Here is an 18,409-nt window from a genome sequence, read left to right on the forward strand (position 1 = left end):
CGCCATCATCTCCACATGACGGCTGTGCCTGCTTGCGTGCACTCAACAGTGCGCCAACTCAGCGGAGTAAATTGATGATTTGTGTGGATTCGCAGGGAGCGACCGATGTCGGGAAAAGGACAGGCAGCTAATCAAGCGGCGGCAGGGGCCAACGACCAACTGAGCATGACCCCAGAAGCGCGAGCCAGGATGCGCAAACACGAGAAGGATGTGTTCCGCTACTACGACGACATGGGGCCGGGTAAGGGGCATTGCACTTGGGGCGCAGGGATTCTGGCGCACCGTGGACCGTGCACGAAGGAAGAGCTGGCGAAGGAGGTCAGCCAAGCCGAGGTCGACGCCGAGTTTGCTCGACGCGTCTCTGTCGCTGAGAGGGGCGTGCGGCGAAACGTTAAAAAAACAGCGCTGACTCAGGATCAGTTCGACGCGCTGGTGAGCCTCGCATACAACGCAGGTGTAGGCGGCTCAGTTCACGTGTTCAGAAAAATAGAAAAAGGCGAATTGGCTCAGGCTGCCGACAGTATCAGTCGGATGACGTCAACCACAATCAAGGGGAAAAGAGTGCTTGCTCGTGGACTTATCACACGTCGTGCCGAGGAAAGTGCGCCGTTTCGCTCGGCCGAGGCCGTGGCCAAGAAGTGACCAGGGAGAATCTATGTTTCCACATATTGCTTCAGTATTGGCTCTCGTGGTGGCGGCACACACGCCGCTTGCAGACGCCGCCCAACCGAAGAACGCTGATGTTTTAGGGACCTGGACACTGAAAAAAGTACTCGATTCGGCCGAAATCACGTCGATGGATGACCAGGAAGCTGCGCAACTCGTCGGGAAAACGGTAGTCATCCAGCCTGATAAAGTTGTCGTGGCAGGTGAAGACTGCGACAAGGCAGATTTCGAGCGACATCACGAGCCAGCTCCAGAATATGTGCGCGAAAATTATCATGCGCCGATCGGTCGCCTCGGGTTGCCAGATCCGGTCACGGTCGTGAACCTCGGCTGCACGGAGGCTTTGCTGAAGGCCAGCAACCGGATGGTCATTTTCTGGAATGGTTTTTTTTACGAAGCGACCAGGCGGCCTGTCGTGCAGCCGCGCCAGGTCAAGCATTAATCAGACATACTTCAGCAGGCCGACGGTTACATTGTCGGCCAGATCGAAAGCAGTCGATCAACTTCTAGTCTGTTGTTAGCGGGCCGATGTGCAAATGCGGCCAATGTGCCACCCTGTACGCTATTTAGCAGTCACAGCGTGATGTAGCGCCGCAACCTCGGCCCCAAGCTGTTGGTCACCGCCAGCGGCAACTTCTGCCACGCACTCTCGACCAACGGCCGCAGGCTAGCTTTCGCTCCGCCCGACGTGGCCGGCGCCACAATCGGCTCCACCCCTTGCGCATCCCACTCTTTCCAGTCGAGCGCAACCGGCACCGCCCCCCACTGCTTCTTGAATTTATATGTGCCTTCGCCGTAGGTGGAACGGCCGAAGTCGAACTGGCGCACGCCGTTCTCGCACAAGTATGATTGGATCGCCCAGTACAGCAGCATGTTCGGCGCCAGCGGGTTGTAGTCGGCCAGGGTCGAGGCCCAGGGGATGACGGCCTTGTCGCCGCACAGCAGCACCCAACCCGCGCCGACCGGTTTACCTTCATGGCGCACGATGACGATGAACATATCGCCCACCGCGCTGTAGTGGCGGTGGATCGCCTCGAACCAGCTGCGGCTGTGCGGTGGGCTGCCCAGGCGGCGCATGTTGCGGCTGTAGACCTCGTAGAACTCGGCCACTGCCGCCGCGCTGGTGACCACTTCCGAAGTGAGGCCGTTCTTTTCCGCCTTGCGTACCTGGCTGCGCAGCTTGGGCGGGTAGCTCTGCATCAGGGCCGCCGCACTGTCGGGCAGGCCGAGCAGCATGCGCACCTTGCGCCCTTCGAGCGCCGCCTCTTCTATTGTTTCCTGTGCCGAGCAGCGCAGTTCCAGTCCGGTTGCCCCATGGGCGCCGACATCCTTGCGCGCACGCGCCGCCAGCGCCTCGGCCACCTCAAGCGACACCGCCAGCGGACCGCCCAGGTCGCAGAAGGGCAGCGAAATCCAGCGCGGTTTGCCGAGTGGCCTGGCCACCGCGGACAGCGGCAGCAGGCCCGCGACCTGGCCGGCCTGGCGCGCCACCAGTACCTGGCCGGGATAGCCATAGGCGCTCGCGACGGCGCGGCGCCAGGCGGCCAGGTGGTAGGCGCTGCCGCCCGGCTGGGCGCGGACAAAGGCGTCGAGCTCGTCGTTGGCGGGGGAATCGTTGTTCAGGTAGGCGAATTCGAGGTGGTTCAAGCGCTGCTCCTGCGGTGCACACCGGCATTTGCCACCGATGCATGATTGATCGCGCCAAATTGTAAACGATTGACAACATCCTCCGTGTCGCATCCATCCAAAAGTGTGAGGCGCGCACGATTCATTTTCTGGCGGAACTTGTATTTCAGAAAATGCTAATATTGCACGGTGCCATGCAGGAAGCGTGACGGCAAGACCGCTGTCCACGCCCCATGGGAGCACGATATGAGCGTGATGTGAGCGCGGGTCATGGGCCTGTCATCATCGCGTGGCAAAAAGCAAGCAGGCCCTTCGCACATGTTGGCGGGGTCATCCGAAGCTTGCATGGAACCGAAGGCATCGGAAGCGCTCCGATGCAAATACAACATTAAATTTCTAAGCTTGTTGTTGGCGTTTCACAAACGGAGTAGCGAGATTGAGCCGCCTCCTGTTTCCATGCTATATTAAAAATTAGCATAATAGCAAAACTTTATTCGATAACGGAAGCTGATAATGAAAGCAGATCAGGTCGTCGCGGTAGTTGGACTGGGTTACGTCGGGCTGCCGCTGGCAGTGGAATTTGGCAAGAAGGTAAGGACGATCGGTTTCGATTTGTCGACCGCCAAAATCGAGAACTACAAGAAATTCATTGATCCGACCGGCGAAGTCTCCACCGAGCAGCTGCAGGCCGCGCGCCAGCTGGAAGTGACGACTGATCCAGCCATGCTGGCCCAGGCCGACTACGTCGTGGTCGCCGTGCCGACCCCGGTCGACATCGCCCACAATCCGGACTTCACCCCGCTGGCCGGCGCCAGCACCACGGTCGGCAAGCACATGAAGAAGGGCGCCATCGTCGTCTTCGAATCGACCGTGTACCCGGGCGCCACGGAGGAAGTCTGCATCCCGCTGCTGGAGCAGCACTCGGGCATGAAGTGGAAGGAAGACTTCCACGTCGGCTTCTCGCCGGAGCGCATCAATCCGGGCGACAAGGAACACACCCTGACCACGATCCTGAAGGTCGTGTCGGGCGACGACGCCGAGACCCTGGAAAGCATCGCCCAGCTGTACGAATCGGTGGTCACCGCCGGCGTGCACCGCGCCTCGAGCATCAAGGTTGCCGAAGCGGCGAAGGTCATCGAGAACACCCAGCGCGACCTGAACATTGCGCTGATGAACGAACTGGCGATCATTTTCGACAAGATCGGCATCGACACGCTGGAAGTGCTGAAAGCAGCCGGCACCAAGTGGAACTTCCTGCCCTTCCGTCCGGGCCTGGTCGGCGGCCACTGCATCGGCGTCGATCCCTATTACCTGACCCACAAGGCCGAGATGGTCGGCTACCACCCGCAGGTGATCCTGGCGGGCCGCCGCATCAACGACGGCATGGCCAAGTTTGTCGCGGAAAAGACCGTCAAATCGATGATCTCGTCGGGCTTCCAGGTGAAGGGCGCGAAGGTCAACGTCATTGGCCTGACCTTCAAGGAAAACTGCCCCGACCTGCGCAACTCGAAGGTCGCCGATATCGTCCACGAGCTGGAAAGCTACGGCGTCGATGTCCACGTCTGGGATCCGCTGGCGGAAGCCGACGAAGCCCAGCACGAGTACGGCATCAAGCTGGAATCCTGGGACAGCCTGCCGAAGGCCGACGCCCTGATCGCCGCCGTGCCGCACAAGGAAGTGCTGGCGCTGTCGCTGACCGATTTCCAGTCCAAGCTCAACGACGGCGGTTGCTTCATCGACGTCAAATCGCAATTCGATCCGGAAGCGTTGAAAGAAGCCGGCTACTGCGTCTGGCGCCTGTAAGGCGTCGACGGTCCGGGGCCGCCGCTTGCGGCGGCTTTGCCGTCCCTGGACCCACTGGTTTTTTGCATCGCGCAATCGAGAAAGTGTCCCGAAACTGTGAATAAGATTCAAGACGTAAGGCAGCATCTGGGCCAGCACAGTCATCATTGGCTGGTCACCGGCGCCGCCGGCTTCATTGGCTCGAACCTGGTCGAAGCGCTGCTCAAGCTCGGCCAGCGTGTGACTGGCCTCGACAATTTCGCGACCGGGCATCGCCGTAACCTCGAGCAGGTGAAAGAATCTGTCACGAACGATGCCTGGATGAAATTTAATTTCATCGAAGGCGATATCCGCAACGAGGCCGACTGTGCGCGTGCCTGCGCGGGTGTCGACTTCGTGCTGCACCAGGCCGCGCTCGGCTCGGTGTCGCGCTCGATCGACGATCCGATCACGACCAACGCCACCAACGTCACCGGCTTCCTGAACATGCTGGTGGCCGCGCGCGATGCGAAAGTGCGCCGCTTCGTCTACGCCGCCTCGAGCTCGACCTACGGCGACCATCCCGACCTGCCGAAGGTGGAAGCGGTGATCGGCAATCCGCTCTCGCCGTATGCGGTGACGAAGTACGTCAACGAACTGTACGCGAACGTGTTTGGCCGTACCTACGGCATGGAAACGATCGGCCTGCGCTACTTCAACGTGTTCGGCCCGCGCCAGGATCCGAACGGCGCCTATGCCGCCGTGATCCCGCAGTGGGTGGCCGCGCTGATCCGCAATGCGCCGCTGCGCATCAACGGCGACGGCGAGACCAGCCGCGACTTCTGCTACATCGACAACGTGGTCCAGGCCAACCTGCTGGCGGCGATGGCGCCGCAGGAGGCGGTGAACCAGGTCTACAACGTGGCGCTCAACGAGCGCACCAGCCTGAACCAGCTGTACGGCATGATGCGCGATCTGCTGCGCGAACGCTTCCCGCACGTGGAGGCGCACCAGCCGCAGTATGTCGATTTCCGCCGTGGCGACGTGCGCCACTCGCAGGCGGATATCGGAAAGGCCGCGACGCTGCTGGGCTATGCGCCCACGCACCGGATCGGCGAAGGCCTGCGCCAGGCCATGGACTGGTATGTCCATGACCTGCAGGGCCAGGGTTCGCATGTGGTATCCGAGTAAGAAAAAGTAAGAAGAATTCAGGAGGACTGACGTGTTTAGAATCTCTAACCACTACGTGTCGAAGATCGTTTCCGTGCTGCTGGTCGTCGAGGTGCTGGTGCTGCTCGGCGCCGCCTATGCCGGCGTGGCCCTGCGCTACATGGAGGTCGGCAATGGCGTGAGTCTCCCTCCGCTTGACCATTTCTTCACCTCGGCGATCGCGTTCGCGCTGGCCATCGTGTTCAGCATGAGCGCGATGGGCATGTACCAGCTCGATTTCGAAGATGGCCTGCGCCACCCCTTCCTGATGAAGCTTCTCCCCTCGTTCGTGATGGGCTTCCTGATCCTGACGCTGGTGTTCTACATCGCGCCGGAACTGTCCCTGGGCCGCAGCATCCTGCTGTTGGTGTTCGGGCTGTCGGCGGTCGGCATCTACGTGGCGCGCATGGTCTTCTTCAAGACGTCGGAGGCGCGCTTCCTGCAGTCGCGCATCATGTTCCTCGGCGGCGGTCCGCTGGCCAAGGAATGCAGTGACCTGGCCGAACGCGCCGCCCGTTATCACCGCTACGACGTCGCCGGCTTCATTCCGGCCGACGGCGAGGAACTGTGCGTGCCGCAGAACAGCCTGCTGAAGGTGCGCGACGGCGATTCGCTGGTCAAGCTGGCGCGCCAGTACAACGTCCAGGAAATCGTGGTGTCGGTGCAGAACCGCCGCGGCGGCTTCCCGATCAAGGAACTGCTGGACTGCAAACTGCAGGGCGTGAAGGTCACCGACGCCGCCACCTTCTTCGAGCGCGAGACCTGCCAGATCCGGGTCGACTCGATCCAGCCGAGCTGGCTGGTGTTCGGCGGCGGCTTCGACCAGAGTTTTGTCCGCACTTTCATGAAGCGCAGCTTCGACCTGGTGTGCAGCACCGCGATCCTGGTGTTCACCTTCCCGCTGATGCTGCTGGCGGCGCTGGCCATCTGGCTGGAAGACCGCGGTCCGATCTTCTATTCGCAGGAGCGCGTGGGCAAGGACGGCAAGAGCTTCTTCGTCCATAAATTCCGCAGCATGCGCACCGACGCCGAGAAGGCTGGCAAGCCGCAGTGGGCGGCGCAGAACGACCCGCGCGTCACCCGCTTCGGCAACTTCATGCGCAAGACCCGGATCGACGAACTGCCCCAGATCCTGAACGTGTTCAAGGGCGAGATGTCCTTCGTCGGCCCGCGCCCGGAGCGCCCGTATTTCGTCGAGCAGTTGATCGAGGTGGTCCCGTACTACAATGTCCGCCACAGCATCAAGCCGGGCATCACCGGCTGGGCCCAGGTGCGCTACGGCTACGGTTCCTCGGCCGAGGACGCGCTGCAGAAGCTGCAGTACGACCTGTACTACGTGAAGAACAACAGCCTGTTCCTCGACTTCCTGATCCTGATCGACACGCTCAAGGTGGTGTTGTTCCGCAGCGGCCGCTAAACGTCTTCACCGAATTGTCTTAACCGTCATTACATTGCCTGATCCTGGCCGCGGCCGGGATCAGACATTTCCCGGGCCGGCGCGCCCGGTTCAAGATCCATGGATAGTGTTCCCCTGACCAGTATCGCCGCCTACAGCTATGGGCTTGCCGCCCTCGGCTTCGTGGTGCTGGGCGTGCCCCTGCTGGCAGGCTGGCGCGGCCGCGCCTATGGGCCGGTGCTGATCCTGGCCTGCCTGGCCTCGGCGCTGTGGGCCGGCGCGCTGGCCTCGGCCGCGCTCGACCGCATGCTGTGGACCGATTTGAGCGACGCGATGGAGGTGGCGCGCAACGCCGCCTGGTCGCTGTTCCTGGTCGTGCTGCTGGGCGACTACCACAAGCCGGGCAGCCGCCTGCCGTTCGGCCTGCGCCCGGTGCTGTTCGTGGCCGCCGTGTGCTATCTGCTGTCCCTGGCCGCCGCCTTTGCCGGCCACTGGGACCTGGCCCTGCTCGACTCGGTCCTGCCGGTGACGGCGCGCGTGGCGCAGGCGGTGGGCGGCATGCTGCTGGTCGAGCAGGCTTACCGCAACAAGACCGCGCAGGAGCGCTGGGCCATCAAGTTCGTCTGCCTGGCCATCGGCGGCATGTTCGCCTACGATTTTTATCTGTACAGCCACGCGATGCTGTTCCGCGAGGTCGATCCCGACATCTGGGCCGCGCGCGGCGTCGTCAATGTGCTGACCGTGCCCCTGATCGCGGTGTCGATGACGCGCGCCAAATCCTGGAGCTCGCCGCTGGCGGTGTCGCGCCGCGTGATGTTCCATTCGGCGGCGCTGTTCGGCTCGGCCATCTACCTGCTGGCGATGGGCTCGGCCGGCTACTACCTGCGCTACTTCGGCGGCAACTGGGGCACCGTGATGCAGGTAACTTTCCTGTTCGGCGCGCTGCTGCTGCTGGCCGGGATCCTGTTCTCGGGCACCTTCCGCGCCTGGCTGAAGGTCTTCATCAGCAAGCATTTCTACAGCTACGGCTACGACTACCGCGAGGAATGGATGCGTTTTACGCGCACCCTGTCCGAAGGCGGCGACAACCTGGGCGAGCGCGCCATCCAGGCGGTGGCGGCGCTGGTCGAAAGTCCGGGCGGCGCGCTGTGGCAGCGCCGCGAGTCCGGCGTCTTCGAGCCGCTGGCCGCCTGGCAGGTGCCCGCGATCGACACCGTCGAGCCGGGCGACTCGGCCCTGTGCCGCTTCCTGGAGAGCACGCAGTGGGTGATCGACCTGGGCGAGGTCGTCACCGAGCCGGAAAAATACGACGGATTGGCGCTGCCGCAGTGGCTGCGCGAGTACCCGCGCGGCTGGCTGGTGGTGCCGCTGATGATGGGAAGCAGGCTGTTCGGCTTCGTGGTGCTGCAGACCGCGCGCAGCCCGATCAAGCTGAACTGGGAAGTGATCGACCTGCTCGACATCGCCGGCAGCCAGGCCGCCAGCTACCTGGCCCAGCAGGAGGCGGCGAATGCGCTGATGGTGGCGCGCCAGTTCGAGTCCTTCAACCGCATGTCGACCTTTGTCGTGCATGACCTGAAGAACCTGGTCTCGCAGCTGTCGCTGATGAACGCCAACGCCGAGAAGCACAAGCACAATCCCGAGTTCCAGGCCGACATGCTGGAAACGGTGTCGCTGTCGGTGCAGAAGATGAAGCTGATGCTGCAAAAGCTCAGCCGCATCGACATCGAGGAAAAGCCGGCGCCGCTGGCGGTGGACGCCGTGGTGCGCCAGGCGATGGCGCAAAAGGCCGCGTTCGAACCGCGTCCGCAGCTCGACGTACGCGACAATGGCCTGCGGGTGCTGGCCGACCGCGAGCGCCTCGAGCGCGTGGTGGGCCACCTGATCCAGAACGCGATCGAAGCCACGCCGAAGGACGGCAGCGTGAAGATCACCCTGGCGCGTGCCGGCGAAGCGGTGCGGATCGAGATCGCCGACACCGGCGAGGGCATGAGCGAGGAGTTCATCCGCGAGCGCCTGTTCAAGCCCTTCGAGTCGACCAAGTCGGCCGGCATGGGCATCGGCGTGTTCGAAAGCCGCGAATACATCAACGAGCTGGGCGGGCGCCTGGAAGTATCCAGCAGGCCCTCGCACGGCACCACTTTCAACGTCATCCTGCCCCTGTACCGGCAGGATGCGCTGCTCGTCGAACGGGCAGCCTGACGCGAGGAACACCGTGACACAGAACAAACCGAAACTCCTGATCATCGAAGACGACCCGGGCCTGCAAAAGCAGCTCAAGTGGAGCCTGGACGCCTATGAAGTCGTGGTCGCCGGCGACCGCGAAGCCGCGCTGGCGCAGATCCGTCGCCACGAGCCGGCCGTCGTCACCATGGACCTGGGCCTGCCGCCCGACCCGGACGGCTCGACCGAGGGCCTGGCGACCCTGCAGCAGATCCTGGCCCTGGCCCCGGACACGCGCGTGATCGTCCTGACCGGCAACCAGGACCATGCGAACGCCGTGAAGGCGATCGGCCTGGGCGCCTACGACTTCCACCAGAAGCCCTGCGACCCCGAGGTGCTGAACCTGGTGATCCAGCGCGCCTTCTTCCTGCACAACCTGCAGCAGGAAAACCGCCGCATGCAGAGAGAACAGGCCGACTCGCCGATGTCGGGCGTGATCTCGCGCGCGCCCTCCATGCTCAAGGTCTGCCGCAGCATCGAGAAAGTGGCGCCGACCTCGGCCTCCGTGATGCTGCTGGGCGAATCGGGCACCGGCAAGGAGGTGCTGGCGCGCGCGGTGCACGCATTGAGCCCGCGCGCCAAGGAACGCTTCATGGCGATCAACTGCGCGGCCATTCCGGAAAACCTGCTCGAATCCGAACTCTTCGGCTACGAGAAGGGCGCGTTTACCGGCGCGGCCAAGCAGACCAAGGGCAAGGTCGAACTGGCCCACGGCGGCACCTTCTTCCTCGACGAGGTGGGCGACCTGCCGATGCCGCTGCAGGCCAAGCTGCTGCGCTTCCTGCAGGAGCGCGTGATCGAGCGCATCGGCGGGCACGAGGAGATCCCGGTCGACGTGCGCATCGTCTGCGCGACCCACCAGAAGCTGAAGGAACTGTGCGCGACCGGCCGCTTCCGCGAGGACTTGTACTACCGCCTGTCCGAGATCGTGGTGACAATCCCGCCGCTGCGCGACCGCGAGGGCGACGCCGCCCTGCTGGCGCACCACTTCAAGAATAAATTCTGCGCCCAGGAGTCGCGCGGCACGCTGCACTTCGCGCCGGACGCGATCGCCGCGATCGAAGGCTACAACTGGCCGGGCAATGTGCGCGAGATGGAAAACTGCATCAAGCGCGCCGTCATCATGGCCGACGGGAACACGATTGTCGCCGACGACCTCGGCCTGCCGGGCGAGGGCCTGGAAGAAGAGCCGATCAACCTGCGCCAGGTGCGCGACGAGGCCGAGTACAAGGCCATCATCAAGGCCCTGGCCCGGGTCGATGGCAACATCGTCAAGGCCTCCGAGATCCTCGGCATCAGCCGCCCGACCATGTACGACCTGATGAGCCGCCACAACATCAAGACCGGTACGTGAGGCGTGCCGTCGGCGCGCTGGCCCTGCTGGCGCTGCTCGGGCTGGGCGCCGCCGCCGGCGGCCTCGCGTACCTGCAGTCGCAGGGAGCGACGCCGCGCGCGCTGGCGCCTTACCTCCTGCACCGCACCAGCGGGCACAACGGCCTGATCACGGGCGCGGGCCGGATCGCGGCCGACATCCTGCTGCGGCTCGACCGCCCCGAAGGCGAAGCCTACGCGCTGCCGCCGCTGGTGGTCGGCGCCCAGCCGGCGGCGGCCACCAGCGCCGGCGGCAAGGAGCGCCTGGTCGCCAGCGTTGAGGAGGCGCGCCGCGCCCTGGCCACGGCCTTGCCTGGCGACCTGATCACCTTCCTGCCCGGCAGCTATGCGGTGAAGGGCACGCTGTTCGCGAGCCGTCCCGGCCTGGAAGGCGCGCCCATCGTGGTGCGCGCCGCGCATCCGGGCACGGTGACGATTGCCTTCAACAGCGCCGAGGGCTTTACGGTGTCGGCGCCTTACTGGCGTTTCGAAAACCTCGACCTGCGCGGCGCCTGCCGCTACGACGACAGCTGCCAGCACGCCTTCCACGTGGTCGGCCGGGCACATCACTTCGTCGCCCGCAACAACACGCTCCGCGACTTCAACGCCCACTTCAAGATCAATGGCCAGAAGGGCATCTTCCCGGACCACGGCCTGATCGAAGCGAATACCCTATCCAACGGCGGCGCGCGCCGCACCGCGCGGCCGGTGACGCCGATCGACCTCGTTGGCGCCAGCGACTGGCTGATCCGCGCCAACCTGATCCGCGACTTCGTCAAGAAGGGCGGAGACGGGATCAGCTACGGCGCCTACGCCAAGGGCGGCGCCCGGCGCACCGTTTTTGAACGCAACGTGGTGCTGTGCGAGCAGGCCCTGGTCGGCGCCAGGGGCAAGCGCGTGGGCCTGTCCTTCGGCGGCGGTGGCACCGGCAAGCGCTATTGCCGCGACCGGCAATGCATCACCGAGCACGACGAGGGCGTCATGCGCGCCAACCTGATCGCCGGCTGCTCGGACGTCGGGATTTACCTGAACAGCGCGGCCGGCACGCGCATCGTGGAGAACACCATTCTCGACACCGCCGGGGTGCAGGTGCGCTTTCCCGAAAGCGGGGCGACCATCGAGGGCAACCTGATCGACGGTCCGATCCGCAGCGATGAAGGCGGCGTCCTGCGCCTGGGCGACAACCTCGCCACGCCGATCTGGCAGCTCTACCTGGGACACCATCCGCATCGCACGCTGTTTGCCGATCCGGCGCGACTGGACCTGCGCTGGCGCGACGAAGCGCCGCGCCGTGGCGGCGCCGGCATGGGGCCGGACCTGTGCGGTGCGGCGCGCGGCGCCCATGCAGCCTATGGCGCGTTCGAGGATTTTGCGGCTTGCCGGCGCGGCGGTAACGGAATCGGCGCAGGCTGACGACGCTCGCGGCGCCCGGCCCGGGCTGCAGTTGCCAGCCCGGCTCAAGATCGCTTTATGCCAGCGGCCTGGCCGCGAGCTGTTCGGGCGTCGAATAGATCGTGATGTCGTCGGCGGCCAGGCGCCGCAGGTGCTCGAAGAAGCCCTGGGCCGGGATGAACCAGGCCTGGGCCTCGCCGACCTTGCCGTTCACGCGTAGCCCGGTGCGCTCGAACTCCTCGCGAAAGTATTCGCGCAAGTCCTCGCGCGCCGCGTAGTCGATCCGGCGCGCCGCCACTTCGCGCGCGAAGGGGCGGACCGGCACGTCCCAGCGCCGGCCTTCGCGGTCCAGGCAGGGCAGGTGGTAGGTGCGCTCTTCCCAGACCGGTACCGGGAAGGCGTCGCCGAGCGCGTCTTCGAGTACGTGGTAGAAGGTCACCGGTCCCATCGACACGCCCAGTCCCAGCACCTTGGCGCCCTCGATGCCGACGAAGCGTTGCCAGGGCGAGCCTTCGCCGAAGATCGAGGGCGCCTGGTGGTGGCCCTCGGTGAGGTGGTGCGCATGACGGCCCCAGGCCGAGACCGAATGCGTCGGATGCACGCTGCGGTGGGTCGCCGCCTGGGTCAGGAAGGCTTCCGGGAGCCGGCCCATGTTGGTGCCGTGGCGGTTCGGATCGAACACATAACCCTGCATCTCGCAGGTGGCCTTGACGGTGCCGGCCGGCAGGTAATAGGTCGGCACCAGCAAGGTGCCTTCCGGCCCGACGGCATCCTGCAGCGCCCCGACCACCGCCGCCGCGCCGCCGTCCACATAGCCCAGGCTCTTGAGCGAAGAGTGAACGAAGACCGTGTCCCCGCGCACGATGCCCATCCGCGCCAGGTCACGCGCCAGCTCGGCGCGCGTGACGTGGCGGCCCGAGCGGCGGATCTGCTGCTCGTTACGGCGCCGGCGCGTGCTTTCCAGCACGGCCTTGACCATGCGCTTGAGCGGCTTAAGCATGGCCGTTGCTGCCGGCCAGATCGACGTCCATCAGGTCGGCCTCCGCCAGTTCGGCTTTGGCCAGCTGGACTTTCGGGCGCTCGACTTTCGCCAGACCGGCTGGCGCCACGTCGGCGTCCTCCAGCCCGGCTGCCGCCAGCTCGACTTCGAGCAGGTTGGCGTCGATGCAGAATTTCGCGGCCCAGTTCAGGTACTGCCACTGGCCATAGGCGCCATTGACCGGGAACGAGCCCTTGACGCCGCCGACCCTGTCGTCGTGGCCGTCGAGGCGCACGGTGCGGCGCACGAACGCGTTCAGCTTCTGGCCGGCGGCCAGGTAGCGCGCCTCGCCGGTCAGGCGGTACAACAGGAACAGGCAATGCGCGATCTGCACCGAACCGGTGAGACAGGCGTAGTCCGCGGCGGGGCCGAACTGGCGGTCCAGGCGGCCGGCCATGTAGCCGCCCGGCCCGATTGCGCCGATGAGGCCGTTGGCGGTACGGATCGCCGCCTGCAGCAGGTCGGCGCGGCCGGACAACAGGTGACCCTCGAGCACGCCGCGCAGCACATAACCGATGGTGTGGGTCAGGGGATGCTCCGCGTCGGTCAGGCAATTCGACGCGAACCAGCCGTTCGGCTGCTGCTTGGTCAGCGCCCAATCGACCTGGCGCAGGCCGGCAGCTCCGTAGCCGTGGCCGGGAGCGATGCGCTCGGCCTCGAACAGGCCCCAGGACACATGGGTTTCATAGGCCTTCTCGCCCGGTTTGGCGAAGGGCGTCGCGAACTTGCGCCAGCAGCCGTCGTCGTCCAGGCTGTCGCGCAGCCAGGAGGCGGCGCGGTGCATGGCATCCAGGTAACGCGGGTCACTGTATTCGGCGGCGCCGGCCGCGAGCCCGATCAGGATCTGGCCCGTGTTGAAGGTCACCGGCACGCGCGGCATCGCGTCGATCTTGCCGCCCTGGAAGCCACCTTCGGCGAACTGGATCGCGACGCACCAGTCCAGCATGCGCCGTGCGCGCTCGTGCAGACGGGCGTCGCCGTTGCGGTGCGCCATGGCAATCATGGTCGGGATGATGTAGCCAGTCGTTTCCGGATAGGAAGTAGCCCAGCCGTGCAGCAGGGAGAAGTCGCGCGCCACGCCGCCATCGTTCGAGGCCGACTTGTCCTGCGCCAGGCATAGCCACGTCGTACAGCTGGCGATCACGGCTTCGGGACCGGGATCGTGGGCCGGGAGGCCCCGCATGTCCGCCTTCAGCTCGTTCTTGGCGGTGCCGTTCAGCAGCCGCTGCGGAGAAAACTGGTTCTTGACCGATTTCAGTAAACGTAACACTGGCGTCCTCGCATGCAAGTTAGTGCCGTTCAGCCGGCACGGGCATCCCGAGGTCTATTTTGCCATGAATGGATTACTAAAAATCAATGCGATGGGGATATTTTTAGTTAGGGAAATAATGATTATTTGAATTGCTAAGTGTCTTTACGCGCGACGGCGCACGGGTCCGTCCGCAGCGTTGCGGCCGTGCCCGTTCCTGGTACAGGCTTACCAAGAACGCAGCCAGTCGCGCGTCCAGTGCGATACCTGGTCCTGCCAGGGACGGCGCGAGAAGGTGTGGTCGGCCTTGTCAATCTTCTGCCGGGTGAAGCGCGGCGCTCCCAGCAGGCGCTGCCAGGCGCCGGGGCGCGCGGACAGGTCGGCAAATTCCTGGGCCGTCAGGTCGGCGCCGCTGAGCACCACCAGCACGCGGCCGCCGAAACGGGTCAGCGCCGCCTGCATGCGTTCGGGCAGGGGCGCATCGCTGCCGATGGGCTCGCCAGCGCCGCCGGATGCGGGGCGCGGCCTGAAAGCCTTGCCCAGGTCCTGCCACAGCGAACGCACCGAAGCTTTCACGTCGAACTGGCCGCCGGCGATCTTCTTCCACAGGCGCGCGTCGAACAGGCGCGCGCGGTAGTAATGCTTGATGGTGGCGCGCGCCGCGCCTTCCTCGGTGCGCACCCAGGGGTTGAGCAGCACCAGTCCGGCCACGCGCGGGTCCTTCGGCGCGTACATCGCGGCCGCCGAAGCGCCGTCGCACAGGCCCCAGAGCACGACTTCGCGCAGGCCCGGGCATTCCAGGAAAAAGCGGTCGATCGCGGCGCGCAGGTCCTCGTCGACGTTCTCGAAACTGCGCAATTCTCCTTCGCTGTCGCCCATGCCGCGGTAGTCGAAGCGCATCGCGGGAATCCCGGCGGCGGCGAGGTCGCGCGCGAGCAGGGTGAACTGGCGATGGCTGCCGGCGCGGTATTGCGGGCCGCCGACGACGATCAGGACGCCGCGCGGATGGGGCGCGGCGGGCAGGCTGAGGATGCCGTACAGCCAGGCGCCGCGGCAGGCGAAGGATAAGGCGCGTTCTTCAGGCATGGGCAGGATGGGTCAGGGCGGCGGCGGTGGCCGCAAGCAGGTTGGGGCAGTCGATCGTCTCGGGAGCGGTCCAGAACTGCGGGCCTTCGGCCAGGTGCACCTCGACCCGGCTGCCCTGCAGTTTCCAGGTGTCGACCACGCGCGCGGCGGCCGGCGGCAGCGGGCGACCGGGGGCGGCGACCACTTCGCACCAGTGGATGGGGCAGCGCGGCGCCAGCGCGCGCGCATCGGCCGCGTCGATGCCCTCGGCCAGCGCCGGCGAAAGCGTATAGCCGGCGATCTCCAGAGGCTCGCCGGCTTTCAGCGCCGCGCGCAGCGCCTCGGTGCCGCCGGTGTCGCTGCCGCCGGCAAGCAGTTCGCCCGCCAGGCGCAGGCGCAGGAACTGGTTCAGGTAGCCCGAGCCCAGGGTGACGGGTTGCCACAGCAGCAGGCGTTCCGGCGGCGTGGGCGCGCGCTGGGCGTGCGCGACCGCCAGCAGGGCGCCCAGGCGCAGGCCCCACAGGCCGGCGGTGCGTCCGAGCTTTGCTTCGATCCAGGCGCGCGCTGCCGCGATGTCGCGCAGCCAGCCGTCCCACGAGGCGTCGCCGAAGTCGCCGGCGCTGTCGCCGCAGCCGTGCAGGTCGAGCAGCAGCACGCCGATGCCCTGGGCCGCGAGCGCGCGCGCCTGCAGCGCGGCCATGCGGCGCGAACGGTTCATTTCCTCGGCAAACGGATGGATGTAGACCAGCGCACCGCGGCATTCGCCGCTGGGGGCATGGAACAGGCAAAAGCGCGGGCCGTCCGCGGTATCCAGGAAAAAAGCGTCGGCGGGAGCGTGGCTGGGCGGCGTCATGGCGGCGTCGCGGCAGCCTTACTCGGCGCGCTCGGCCACGAACTGGGCCAGGCTGCCGAGCGTCGCGAAGGTACTGGCGCTGATGTCGTCGTCGTCGATGGCGATGCCGAAATGCTCGTCGAGCGCGCCGATCAGGGTGACCACGGCCATCGAGTCGAGCTCGGGCAGGCTGCCCAGCAGCGGCGAATCGGCAGTCAGGGCCTGGCCGGCCGGACCCAGGTTGAGCACATCGATCAGGAGGGTTTTGACTTCTTCAAGGTACTTCATAAGCTCGTCGTCGGTGTTGGTGCCGGGCGGGAGCGCGCATCCAGCAGCGCGTGCAGGCGGCGCAGTCCCGGCCAGCGGTAATAGTTGACATGGTACATAGTGCGTACCTCGTCCGTCCAGCGCAGGTGCCATTCCATCACGCGGCCGTAGAACTCCAGCCGCGCGAAGCGCCCCTCGTCGAACAGGCGGCGGCAGGCTTCCTCGCGCATCAGGAGCGTGGGCGACAGGTTGCCGGGCACGCTCTCGTCGTAGCTGGTCTTCAGGACCACGATGCTCTCGTTATCCTCGACGCACAGGTCCATCGCGACCAGCTGCTCGCCGAAATAATAGCGGTAAACGCTGGCGGCGTTGCGGCTTGCCAGCGCTTCGAGCATGGCGCGGTAGTAGCGGCCCTGGGCGTTCTCGGCGTGCACCGCCGTGCCTTTATTCGCTTTCCAGCCCGAGCTTTCCAGGCGGCCGTAGTCGACCACCGCCTGCGCCATCGCTTCCGGGGCGCGGTCGACCTGCAGGCGCGTCGCCACGCCTTCGCGCTCCAGGCGCGCGCGCTGCTTCTTGAGGTTGCCGCGCAAATTCTTGCCGCGTTCAGCCCAGTAATCCTCGAAGGAACCCGACAGCGTCACGCGGGCCGTGTCGATGTAGTCGAGGGTGCGGGTGCAGGGGCCGTCGGGCGGGCGCGGCATCAGCATCGGGTCCATTTGCGTCAGCGCGAAGATCAGCGGGAAGCCCGGCAGGGCGCCCAGCAGGCTGCGCGCCAGCGCTTCGGTGTCGAGGCCGGGCTGCTGCAGCCACAGGCCGAGCGGCGCCTGCGCCGGCTGGAAGGTGGCCCAGGCGCCGCGCCGGGTCGGGCGCACGATCGCCATCGCGCGCAGCGTCGCGCCTTTTGTTTCGATGGCGAGCAGGTCGCCGGCGCGTCCGAACTGTTCGACCAGGGGCGCGACGAAATCGAAGGCCAGCAGGCTCGACGCGGGCCCGTCCGCATGCAGCCGGGTCCAGGCCTCGGCGTGGCGCGGGAGTTCGCGCGCGGGAACGACGGTCCAGCTCATGCCAGCACCTCCTTGCGCACGGCTTCGACCATCCAGTCGAGTTCGTCCTCGCGCAGCTCCTGGTGGCAGGGCAGAGACAGCACCCGGCGCGACAGCATCGCCGCGTTGGGGCAGGTTCCCGCGTCCATGCCCTGCCACAGCGGATAAGCGAAGCGCGTCAGCGGCACCCCGCGCGCTTTCAGGCGCGCGAACAGGGCTTCGGGTTCGTCCGCCAGCAGCGGGAATACCCAGGGGCAGGCGCCGTCCGGCAGGCGCGGATGCAGGGCGCGCACGCCGGGCAGGCCGCGCAGGGCTTCGTCCAGGCGCTGGTAATGGCGGCGCCGCAGCGCCTGGATGCGCGCCGGCGACGCGGCTTTCAGGAGCACGCGCGAAAACAGGGACGAGCGCTTGTCGAGCCAGCGCGGGTCGAAATCGAAGCTGCTGTCGGACGAAGCGGGCGCCAGCGCCGGCTGCGGCGTCTTGCTGCCGCGCTTGAGCAGGCCCTGCTTGAGCATGCCCCACAGGGCGCTCTTGGCGCGCAGCGGCAGCCACAGGGCGGCGCGCACCGCGGGCAGGCGGCCATAGGCGAAACCCCGTTCCAGGGAATTGAGTGCAACCTTGGCCTCGAAGCCGGAACCGGCCGAGCGCAGGGTCACGTTCCTTAAATCGTGGCGGCTGGACACCAGGGCCCCGCCTTCGTAGATCGGTAAGAATTTCATGCTGCTGGCAATTGCATAATCTCCCCAGCTGCCCAGCGGGCGACCGGCGTGCTCGCCGATGAAGGCGTGGGCGCAGTCTTCGATCAGGGCCACGCCGCGCGCGTCGCACAGGGCGCGGATCGGCGCCAGGTCCTGGGCGAAGCCGAAGTAGTGGGTCACCATCACGGCGCGCGTATGCGGGCCGATGTTTGCAGCGAGGTCCTCGAGGTCGACGCGGGCGTCCGGGTCCACGCGGTAGAACACCGGCGCCGCGCCGCGCCACAGCACCGGCGGGATCATCGAGGGGCTGTGGTAAGCGGGCACCAGCACCGTGTCGCCGGCCTGGACGCCGAGCTCGCGCAGGGCCAGGGCGATGGCGACGCGTCCGCTCGTCACCAGCCGGTATGCTCCGGCGTCGAGCACGGTGCGCGCAGGCGCGGCGGCTGCGCGGCGGAACGAGGAAGCGGACAGGACCGGTGCCAGGGGAATCGCGGGACCGGCGCGAGGCGCGGTGGTCGGCGCGGTGGACGCGGTGTTGGACGAAGATGCAAGCATTGGGCCAGTATAAACCT

At 66.1% G+C, this 18,409-nt stretch carries 16 protein-coding genes; 8 read left to right on the forward strand and 8 right to left on the reverse strand.

Annotated elements, in window-relative coordinates:
* Positions 1–105 precede the first annotated feature (105 nt).
* Positions 106–642 carry a lysozyme gene (locus ACSUZJ_RS01735; RefSeq protein ID WP_499412730.1) on the forward strand — a complete coding sequence of 179 codons (537 nt, stop codon included), beginning with the start codon at positions 106–108 and terminating at the stop codon, positions 640–642.
* Between the two features lie 13 nt (positions 643–655).
* Positions 656–1,108 carry a hypothetical protein gene (locus tag ACSUZJ_RS01740; RefSeq protein WP_499412732.1) on the forward strand — a complete coding sequence of 151 codons (453 nt, stop codon included), beginning with the start codon at positions 656–658 and terminating at the stop codon, positions 1,106–1,108.
* 131 nt (positions 1,109–1,239) lie between these two features.
* Here ACSUZJ_RS01740 and ACSUZJ_RS01745 read toward each other — a convergent pair whose 3' ends face one another.
* Positions 1,240–2,313 carry a GNAT family N-acetyltransferase gene (locus tag ACSUZJ_RS01745; RefSeq protein WP_499412734.1) on the reverse strand — a complete coding sequence of 358 codons (1,074 nt, stop codon included), beginning with the start codon at positions 2,311–2,313 and terminating at the stop codon, positions 1,240–1,242.
* 492 nt (positions 2,314–2,805) lie between these two features.
* On the opposite strand from ACSUZJ_RS01745, the gene ACSUZJ_RS01750 reads away from it, so the two are divergent.
* The 6 genes from ACSUZJ_RS01750 (at position 2,806) to ACSUZJ_RS01775 (ending at position 11,665) form a co-directional block, all read left to right on the forward strand.
* Positions 2,806–4,095: a nucleotide sugar dehydrogenase gene (locus ACSUZJ_RS01750; protein WP_499412736.1), complete on the forward strand. Its 1,290-nt coding sequence runs from the start codon at positions 2,806–2,808 to the stop codon at positions 4,093–4,095.
* 96 nt (positions 4,096–4,191) lie between these two features.
* Positions 4,192–5,244, forward strand: coding sequence for an SDR family oxidoreductase (locus tag ACSUZJ_RS01755; RefSeq protein WP_499412738.1), 1,053 nt, complete (start codon positions 4,192–4,194; stop codon positions 5,242–5,244).
* A 31-nt stretch (positions 5,245–5,275) separates the two neighbouring features.
* Positions 5,276–6,679: a TIGR03013 family XrtA/PEP-CTERM system glycosyltransferase gene (locus ACSUZJ_RS01760; protein WP_499412740.1), complete on the forward strand. Its 1,404-nt coding sequence runs from the start codon at positions 5,276–5,278 to the stop codon at positions 6,677–6,679.
* A gap of 99 nt (positions 6,680–6,778) precedes the next feature.
* Entirely contained in the window at positions 6,779–8,860 is a 2,082-nt protein-coding gene (gene prsK / locus ACSUZJ_RS01765; RefSeq protein ID WP_499412742.1) for an XrtA/PEP-CTERM system histidine kinase PrsK, read from the forward strand.
* 13 nt (positions 8,861–8,873) lie between these two features.
* The gene (gene prsR / locus ACSUZJ_RS01770; protein WP_499412744.1) at positions 8,874–10,235 is read left to right on the forward strand and encodes a PEP-CTERM-box response regulator transcription factor; all 1,362 of its coding nucleotides are present in this window, start codon (positions 8,874–8,876) and stop codon (positions 10,233–10,235) included.
* Positions 10,232–11,665 carry a right-handed parallel beta-helix repeat-containing protein gene (locus ACSUZJ_RS01775; protein ID WP_499412746.1) on the forward strand — a complete coding sequence of 478 codons (1,434 nt, stop codon included), beginning with the start codon at positions 10,232–10,234 and terminating at the stop codon, positions 11,663–11,665. Before prsR ends, ACSUZJ_RS01775 begins: the two co-directional genes overlap by 4 nt.
* A 55-nt stretch (positions 11,666–11,720) precedes the next feature.
* Here ACSUZJ_RS01775 and ACSUZJ_RS01780 read toward each other — a convergent pair whose 3' ends face one another.
* The 7 genes from ACSUZJ_RS01780 to ACSUZJ_RS01810 form a co-directional block, all read right to left on the reverse strand.
* Positions 11,721–12,644 (reverse strand): AAC(3) family N-acetyltransferase, encoded by a 924-nt coding sequence (locus ACSUZJ_RS01780; RefSeq protein WP_499412748.1) that lies wholly within the window; start codon positions 12,642–12,644, stop codon positions 11,721–11,723.
* Positions 12,637–13,953, reverse strand: a complete 1,317-nt coding sequence (locus ACSUZJ_RS01785; protein ID WP_499412750.1) for a hypothetical protein — start codon at positions 13,951–13,953, stop codon at positions 12,637–12,639. The genes ACSUZJ_RS01780 and ACSUZJ_RS01785 overlap by 8 nt, the downstream gene beginning before the upstream one ends.
* A gap of 207 nt (positions 13,954–14,160) precedes the next feature.
* On the reverse strand, positions 14,161–15,018 hold the full coding sequence (locus tag ACSUZJ_RS01790) for a hydrolase 1, exosortase A system-associated (RefSeq protein WP_499412752.1): 858 nt from the start codon (positions 15,016–15,018) through the stop codon (positions 14,161–14,163).
* The gene (locus tag ACSUZJ_RS01795) at positions 15,011–15,850 is read right to left on the reverse strand and encodes a hydrolase 2, exosortase A system-associated (protein WP_499412754.1); all 840 of its coding nucleotides are present in this window, start codon (positions 15,848–15,850) and stop codon (positions 15,011–15,013) included. The genes ACSUZJ_RS01790 and ACSUZJ_RS01795 overlap by 8 nt, the downstream gene beginning before the upstream one ends.
* An 18-nt stretch (positions 15,851–15,868) precedes the next feature.
* The gene (locus ACSUZJ_RS01800) at positions 15,869–16,117 is read right to left on the reverse strand and encodes an acyl carrier protein (protein ID WP_499412756.1); all 249 of its coding nucleotides are present in this window, start codon (positions 16,115–16,117) and stop codon (positions 15,869–15,871) included.
* Complete coding sequence (locus ACSUZJ_RS01805; RefSeq protein WP_499412758.1) at positions 16,114–17,160, reverse strand: GNAT family N-acetyltransferase; 1,047 nt, start codon at positions 17,158–17,160, stop codon at positions 16,114–16,116. Before ACSUZJ_RS01805 ends, ACSUZJ_RS01800 begins: the two co-directional genes overlap by 4 nt.
* A complete protein-coding gene (locus tag ACSUZJ_RS01810; RefSeq protein WP_499412760.1) occupies positions 17,157–18,392 on the reverse strand; it encodes a DegT/DnrJ/EryC1/StrS family aminotransferase in 1,236 nt (411 codons plus the stop codon). The genes ACSUZJ_RS01805 and ACSUZJ_RS01810 overlap by 4 nt, the downstream gene beginning before the upstream one ends.
* Between the last annotated feature and the right edge of the window lie 17 nt (positions 18,393–18,409).

The sequence above is a fragment of the Telluria sp. B2 genome (assembly GCF_051789535.1).
GTDB lineage: Bacteria > Pseudomonadota > Gammaproteobacteria > Burkholderiales > Burkholderiaceae_D > Telluria.